Consider the following 8,009-nt stretch of genomic DNA (forward strand, 5'->3'; position numbering starts at 1 on the left):
AGCCTTCAAATTCTAACTGTTCGCGGATACAGTGTGTTTGCATCGGACCCCGTCCATGAACCTGGTAAATCTTTGTTGCAAAAGAATTTTCTCAGATTCTTGGGGCCGATGCACCCATTACTTTGAGAAATCCGGGCTAACCGCGCGGCACCGGGCCCGTGGACGTGCCGACCATCAGTTCCGCCTCAAGCAAGGTGTTGAGGGGGCCAGCCTCCGGCTTGCGAATCAGTTCCAGCAACATCTGGCCAGCCTGCCGGCCGGCGTCGCGCACGGACGAACGGGCTGCCGTAAAGATCGGCACGTCCTCGCCGTTCTTCATATAGGACAGGGCGTCGTCGAAGGTGATGATCGAAATGTCGCGCCCGATGCGCAAGCCGTCTTCTTCGACGGCGCGGCGTATTCCGAATGCTGCGATGATTGAAGAAACAAGGTAAGCTGTGGGGGGCTCGTCGAGCGCCATCATTTCGCGGGCCGACCGGTAGCCGTAAAACTCGGTCATTTCGTCGGAACGCATGAGCTGTGGATCCGGCTCGATGCCGCGGGCATGCAGCGACTGCTCGTAGCCGTCGCGCCGCCGATAGGCGAAATCCATGGCTTCCAGTCCATTGATCAGGGCTACGCGGCTGTGCCCCAGATCCAGCAGAAAATCCGTCGCCCTGTTGAAGGCGCTGCGATTGTTGACGTCGAGCCAGGAATAGGGCGAGTTGATGCCCGACGCTCGTCCGTGCACCAGAAACGGGATACCGATCTCCCGGAGCAGATCGATGCGCTTGTCGTTGATCCTCGGCCCGTGAACGATCAGCCCGTCGACGGTGCCCTTGGCCTTCAGCTGGCGATAGACGGAAGCCTCGTCGCGGTCGTTGACGATCGACAGGATCATCTCGTAGCCGTTGCGTGCATAGACCTCGCCGGCACCGGCGATGAAGTCACCGAAAATGGGATTGACCATCTCGTGCTTCGACGACAGTGGGATGACGTGGCCGGTGGCCATGGCTCGGCCCGTTGCCAGGTTCTTGGCGCGCAGATTGGGTGAATAATTATGTTTCTTGGCCGCCTCCAACACCCGCAGTCGAGTCGATTCCTTGACCTCGGGAAAGCCGTTCAAGGCTCGGCTGACCGTGGTCTGGGAGAGGCCCAGATGTTCCGACAACTCCTTAAGATTCATGGGTTCCCCGTCTTCCAAAGCGGTTATATTTTTCTTGCATAATAGTGCCGGAAGCATCGTCCGTCAAAGGGGCAAGTGCAACTGTTGGCCCGCATCGATCGGTTGTTTTCACAGTGCTGGAAGGAAATATCGAATGCAAATTTGACAAACCCGCCGATGTGAGCGATTGTTGCAGACATCCAAAGCGCTTTGATTTAGAGCCATAGGCGGATCCATGCAATCCGCCTGCCGCTCGTTCAACCTGGGAGGATCACATGAAAAGTCTGTTTTTTGCCGGCGTTGCGGCGATAGCCCTGACGGCGGGTGCCGCCAATGCGGAACTCCTGTTCAAGCCGGGAGAAGGCCCCTTCAATTGGGGAAGCTACGACACCTACGCCACCGCCCACGACTATTCCGGGCAAACGCTCAGCATGACCGGCCCATGGACCGGCGAGGACGACAAGCTCGTCCGCAACGTGCTGGCCTATTTCGAGGAGGCGACCGGTGCCAAGGTCGACTATTCCGGATCCGACAGCTTTGAGCAGGATATCGTGATTTCCGCTCAGGCCAATTCGGCGCCGAATATTGCCGTCTTCCCGCAGCCGGGTCTCGCCGCCGATATGGCGGGTCGGGGCTTTCTGTCTCCGCTCGGCGCGGATGCCGCAGGTTGGGTCAGTGACAACTATGCCGCCGGTCTGTCCTGGGTCGATCTCGGTTCCTACAAGGGCGCCGACGGCAATGAGCAGTTCTTTGCGTTCCCTTACAAGATCGACGTCAAGTCGCTGGTCTGGTACGTGCCCGAACAGTTCGAGGAAAACGGCTACGAAGTGCCGGAGTCCATGGAAGAGCTGAAGGAACTGACCGATCAGATCGTCGCCGACGGCGGCACGCCCTGGTGCATCGGTCTGGGTTCGGGTGCCGCCACCGGCTGGCCGGCCACCGACTGGGTCGAAGACATGCTGCTGCGCACGCAGCCGCCGGAAGTCTACGACCAGTGGGTGACCAACGAAATTCCATTCGACGATCCGCGCATCGTCGGGGCGATCGAGGAGTTCGGCCATTTCGCCAAGAACGACGACTATGTCGCCGGCGGTATGGAAGCGGTCCCCAATACGGATTTCCGCGACAGCCCGGGCGGTCTCTTCGAGCTGCCGCCGAAGTGCTACATGCATCACCAGGCGACGTTCATTCCGACCTTCTTCCCGGAGGGAACGGAGCTGGGTACGGACGTGGATTTCTTCTATTTCCCGGCCTACGAAAGCAAGGATCTCGGCAAGCCGGTGCTCGGTGCGGGCACGCTGTTCGGCATCCTGGACGATACGCCAATTGCCCGGGGATTCATCGAATTCCTCCAGACGCCCATCGCTCATGAGGTGTGGATGGCCCAGGGCGGTTTCCTGACCCCGCACAAGGGGGTCAGCCGCGATGCCTATGCCAACGAAACCCTGCGGGCGCTCGGCGACATTCTGCTCAACGCCACGACATTCCGTTTCGACGGTTCGGACCTGATGCCGGGTGAAATCGGCGCAGGCGCCTTCTGGACCGGCATGGTCGACTACACATCCGGCGCAGAAGCCGGTGACGTCGCCAAGTCGGTGCAGGAACGCTGGAACTCCATGCAGTAGGGCGGACTGCCGGGCGTTCGCGGCAGAAGGTGCCGCGCGCCCTTTCGGGCAAAAAGGGGAGGTTCACATGAACCCGGTCCTACAGGGTATCATCACCATCTTGGCGGGTGTTGGCGGTTGCGTCGGCTATTTCTATTTTTCCAACCTCGTCCTCGACAAGGTGATCTTTCCGGCCAAGGGCGAGCATGCCGGCCGGAACATCAACCGGGCCAACATGGTGCGCCCGTGGCTGTTTCTGCTGCCGGCCATCGTGGCGCTTGGGCTCTACCTGGCCTATCCGGTTGTGGCATCGGCCTACCGTTCGCTGTTCAACCGCCAGGGCGACGAGTTCATCGGCTTCGGCAACTACATCTCCATGTTCAGCGAACCGGAATTCCGTCGCAGCTTCTTCAACAACATGCTCTGGGCACTGGTCGTTCCCGCGGCCGCGACCTTTTCCGGCCTGCTGGCAGCGCAGCTCACTGACCGCATGCGCGGCGGCAATCTGGCCAAGTCGATGATCTTCATGCCGATGGCGATCAGCTTCGTCGGGGCGTCGCTCATCTGGAAATTCGTCTACGCCAACAATGCGGATATCGGCCTGATCAACGCCATCCGCTCCGTTTTCGGGGCAGAGGATCCGGTGGACATGCTGCAGGTGCCGTTCTGGAACAACTTCTTCCTGATGGTCATCCTGATCTGGACGCAGACCGGCTTCGCCATGGTCATCCTGTCGGCTGCCCTGCGCGGCGTTCCGGAAGAGACCATCGAGGCCGCCATCATCGACGGCGCCAATCCGTTCCAGATCTTCTTCAAGATCAAGGTTCCGCAGATCATGGGCACGATCGTCGTGGTCTGGACGACGACGACAATTCTCGTGCTCAAGGTGTTCGACATCGTCTACACCATGACCGGCGGCAATTTCGGTACCGAAATCCTGCCGAGCTACATGATGTCCTACATGTTCCGCGACGATGGCCGCGCCACCGCGGTGGCCTTCATCATCATGATAATCGTCATGCCTGTGATGATCTGGAACATCGTCCAGGCACGCAAAGAAATGCGCTGAGGGAGGCGGGTCATGGACAACATTGCCGGACAAAAATCAAGCCTGACCATTGTGACCTACGTCTCGGTGATCGCCATTGTCATCATCTGGCTCATTCCGACGGTCGGACTGTTCGTTTCGTCCTTCCGCGACCGCGACCAGATCTCGGCATCGGGCTGGTGGCGCGCGCCGTTCTCGGTGGCGCTGGCGGAGGCTGGCCGGGCCGACCTGGAATCCCAGAAGGAAGAAAACGGCGTCTGGGTTCTCAAGGGCAACATCTTCGCCGATCCGGACGTGGCGGACCGCTTCAAATCGGGCGACAGCCGGATCACGGCGTTCGGCAGCAAAGGCCGAGCGCCGGGCGAATTCCCGGTCGGAACCACCGCGGAGGTCCAGGCCGGCCGAACGCTGACCGTCGACGCCAATGGCGACTATGTCCTGACGTCGCCGAAAGAGATCACCAAACGCGGTCCGCGCGTCTATTTTCAGGCCGACACGCCGCCCGATTTCACGCTCGACAATTACCGAACGGTGTTGACGGCCGACAATATGGACCTGGCTTTCATCAACACGCTGACGGTGACCATTCCGGCAACCATCATACCGATCCTGATCGCAGCCTTTGCGGCCTATGCCCTGGCGTGGATGGATTTTCCGGCGCGCGGACTCTTGATTGCCGCGGTGGTCGGCCTGCTGGTCGTGCCGTTGCAACTGGCGTTGGTGCCGCTTCTCAACCTGCACAACAGGATCGGCATCGGGCAGAGCTTCATGGGGATATGGCTCGCACATACGGCGTTCGGCATGCCGCTGGCGATCTATCTCCTGCGCAACTACATGGTCGGCCTGCCGCGCGACATCATCGAAAGCGCCAAGGTAGACGGTGCGACCGATTTCCAGGTCTTCGTCAAGATCGTGCTGCCGCTGTCCTTTCCGGCGCTCGCCAGTTTCGCCATCTTCCAGTTCCTGTGGACATGGAACGATCTGCTGGTGGCCAAGGTGTTCCTGCCGTCGTCCGACGAGACAAAGGTGATGACAGTCAAGATCGCCGACGACCTGCTGGGTTCGCGCGGCGGCGACTGGGGCATCCTTGCAACTGCTGCCTTCGTTTCGATCGCCGTGCCGCTGGCGGTGTTCTTCACCATGCAGCGCTATCTGGTGCGCGGACTGCTCGCCGGTTCGGTCAAATAGACATCGAGTATTGAAACCCGACCCATGACGATGATCGATCAATCCATAGTGTCTGTCGTCCCGGCCACCCAGAAAGACTGGTGGCGCGGCGCGGTGATCTACCAGGTCTATCCGCGCAGCTTCCAGGACAGCAACGGCGACGGGATCGGCGACCTCGCCGGTATCGCGGAACGGATGGCGCACATCGCGTCGCTGGGCGTCGACGGCATCTGGATTTCGCCGTTCTTCCCGTCGCCGATGAGGGATTTCGGCTACGACGTCACGGATTATTGCGACGTCGACCCGATTTTCGGCACGCTGGCCGATTTCGACCGGCTCGTCATCTCGGCGCATCAGCTCGGCCTGAAAGTGATCATCGACCTCGTTCTGTCCCACACCTCGGACCAGCATCCGTGGTTCCGCGAGAACCGCGCCGACCGAACGAATGGCAAGGCCGACTGGTACGTCTGGTCCGATCCGAAACCGGACGGCACGCCGCCCAACAACTGGCTGTCGATATTCGGCGGCTCTGCCTGGCACTGGGATGCCCGGCGCGAGCAGTACTACCTGCACAATTTCCTGGTCGAGCAGCCGGACCTCAACTTGCACGAACCGGCGGTCCAGGACGCGCTGCTGGACGTTGCCCGGTTCTGGCTCGACCGCGGCGTCGACGGGTTCCGCCTGGACACGATCAACTTCTACTTCGCCGACAAGCAGCTGCGCGACAACCCGCCGCTGGCGCCGGAAAAGCGCAACGCCAATATCGCCCCCTCGGTCAATCCTTACAATCACCAGGAACATATCTATTCGAAGAACCAGCCGGAGAATCTCGATTTCCTGCGGCGCTTTCGGGCGCTGCTCGAGGAGTATCCGGCAGCAATTTCGCTGGGTGAGATCGGCGATGCGCAGAAAGGCCTGGAAATCCTCGGCCAGTACACGGCCGGCGACGACTTCGTGCACATGTGCTACGCCTTCGAGTTCCTGGCGCAGGAACCATTGACCGCGGCCCGCGTGTCCGAAGTGTTTGCGTTGGTCGACGACGTGGCTTCGACGGGCTGGGCCTGCTGGGCCTTCTCCAATCACGACGTCATGCGGCACACCTCTCGCTGGGACCTGAGCCCGGCGGCACAGCGGCTGTTCGCGACCATGCTGATGTGCCTGCGCGGCTCGGTCTGCATCTATCAGGGCGAGGAGCTGGGTTTCCGGGAAGCCGAGGTCGATTTCGAACATCTGCAGGACCCTTACGGGCAGGAATTCTGGCCAAAATACAAGGGACGCGACGGCTGTCGTACGCCGATGGTTTGGGAGCATGCCTTTCCCAATGGCGGATTCTCGACCGGCCGGCCCTGGCTTCCCGTCGGCGAGGAGCATCTGCCGCTGGCGGCCGACCTGCAGGAGAGCGATCCTGGCGCCATGCTCCATCACTACCGGCGCGCAATCGCCTTTCGCCAGGCCCATCCGGCCCTGATCAGGGGCAGTCATGACGGTGTCGAGGCGACCGGCAACGTCGTGCATTTCACCCGCTCGAACGGCAACCAGACAATCTTCTGTGCCTTCAATTTGAGCGATACGCCGTCGGAACACGCACTGCCGTCCGGCTCCTGGGCGCCCATCGGTGCCGAACTTGGATGTGCCGGTCTTGCGGCGGACGGCACCGTGCATCTCGGTCCATGGCAGCCCTGCCTGGCACTGCAAACGTAATTTTGGGAGGGAAATCATGGCCAATCTGAAGCTGACGGATGTCGCCAAAACCTATGCCGGAGGCATCGATGTCCTCAAGAACATCAATCTCGACATCACCACCGGCGAACTGATCGTCTTTGTCGGGCCCTCCGGCTGCGGCAAGAGCACTCTGCTGCGCATGATCGCAGGGCTCGAGAAGATCAGCGGCGGTACGCTCGAGATCGACGACGTCGTCGTCAACGACGTGCCGCCAGCGCAGCGCGGCATCGCGATGGTGTTCCAGAGCTATGCGCTCTATCCGCACATGACGGTGCGCGACAACATGGCATTTGCGCTGAAGCTCGCCAAGAAGTCGAAGCCGGAAATCGACGAAGCGGTTGAACGCGCAGCCAAGGTGCTACAGCTCCATGAGTATTTGGACCGCCTTCCCAAGACGCTTTCCGGGGGGCAGCGGCAGCGTGTGGCCATCGGCCGCTCGATTGTCCGCGACCCAAAGGTTTATCTGTTCGATGAACCGCTCTCGAATCTCGACGCCGCCCTGCGCGTTGCCACCCGGATCGAGATTGCGCAGTTGAAAGAGTCGATGCCCGAATCGACAATGATCTATGTGACCCACGATCAGGTCGAAGCGATGACATTGGCCTCCCGCATCGTCGTTCTCTCGAATAAGGGTATCGCCCAGGTCGGCACGCCGCTCGAACTCTACGAAAAGCCGGAGAACGAATTCGTCGCGCAGTTCATCGGTTCACCCGCGATGAACCTGCTGCCCGGCGAGATCGTCGAAACCGGCGAGCGCACCAAGATCAAGGTGGAGGGCGGCGGTATTGCCGTGAGCAGCGTGCCGACCAACGGCAACGACCAGGGCATGCGCGTCAATATCGGTGTGCGTCCCGAAGACTTCACGCCGGCCGGCGAGGACAGCTACGTCTACCAGGGCAAGGTGAACATTACCGAAGCGCTGGGCGAGGTGACCTTGCTCTATTTCCATCCGAATGACGGCAACGCGCCGGTGATTGGCAAACTGCCGGGCATTCATTCGGGCCTGCGCACGCAGATGGTCAGAATGACCGCGGCCCCTGAGAAGGTGCACGTTTTCCACGACGAGAAATCACTGCTCTACCGGTAAATTCCTTTCGCGACCGGCCTGCCTGTGGCAGCATGCAGGGCTAGGGTCTGTAGACGTTCAGGTTTGCGGTGTCGGCGCAGCCCATTTTGTTGCTGGCTAACCCGCTTCTCTCACAGCGCGACGCTTGACGGTTGAATGTGGACGTCGATTGGGCGTGCTGAGAGTTCAGGTGGACAAGAGCGAATTCATCGGTGGCCGCTATTGGCGGCGGTTTGAGTTTCAGCGATTTATCCTGTG

Annotated in this window: 6 protein-coding genes; 5 read left to right on the plus strand and 1 reads right to left on the minus strand. The window is 60.6% G+C overall.

Features of this window, described 5'->3' with window-relative positions; translation table 11 throughout:
• Window positions 1-136 precede the first annotated feature (136 nt).
• The gene (locus GY791_02025) at window positions 137-1,165 is read right to left on the minus strand and encodes a LacI family DNA-binding transcriptional regulator (protein ID MCP4327200.1); all 1,029 of its coding nucleotides are present in this window, start codon (window positions 1,163-1,165) and stop codon (window positions 137-139) included.
• Window positions 1,166-1,419: 254 nt separating this feature from the next.
• Between GY791_02025 and GY791_02030 the strand changes: the two genes are divergently transcribed.
• The 5 genes from GY791_02030 to ugpC all read left to right on the plus strand — a co-directional run bounded on the left by GY791_02030 (window position 1,420) and on the right by ugpC (window position 7,772).
• A complete protein-coding gene (locus GY791_02030; GenBank protein ID MCP4327201.1) occupies window positions 1,420-2,769 on the plus strand; it encodes a carbohydrate ABC transporter substrate-binding protein in 1,350 nt (449 codons plus the stop codon).
• Window positions 2,770-2,836: 67 nt separating this feature from the next.
• Window positions 2,837-3,817: a sugar ABC transporter permease gene (locus GY791_02035; GenBank protein ID MCP4327202.1), complete on the plus strand. Its 981-nt coding sequence runs from the start codon at window positions 2,837-2,839 to the stop codon at window positions 3,815-3,817.
• A 12-nt stretch (window positions 3,818-3,829) separates the two neighbouring features.
• The gene (locus GY791_02040; protein ID MCP4327203.1) at window positions 3,830-4,984 is read left to right on the plus strand and encodes a carbohydrate ABC transporter permease; all 1,155 of its coding nucleotides are present in this window, start codon (window positions 3,830-3,832) and stop codon (window positions 4,982-4,984) included.
• A 30-nt stretch (window positions 4,985-5,014) separates the two neighbouring features.
• A complete protein-coding gene (locus tag GY791_02045; GenBank protein ID MCP4327204.1) occupies window positions 5,015-6,664 on the plus strand; it encodes a DUF3459 domain-containing protein in 1,650 nt (549 codons plus the stop codon).
• Between the two features lie 16 nt (window positions 6,665-6,680).
• Window positions 6,681-7,772, plus strand: coding sequence for a sn-glycerol-3-phosphate ABC transporter ATP-binding protein UgpC (gene ugpC, locus GY791_02050; protein ID MCP4327205.1), 1,092 nt, complete (start codon window positions 6,681-6,683; stop codon window positions 7,770-7,772).
• Window positions 7,773-8,009 lie beyond the last annotated feature (237 nt).

This window comes from Alphaproteobacteria bacterium, from assembly GCA_024244705.1.
In the GTDB taxonomy this organism is placed as follows: Bacteria; Pseudomonadota; Alphaproteobacteria; order JAAEOK01; family JAAEOK01; genus JAAEOK01.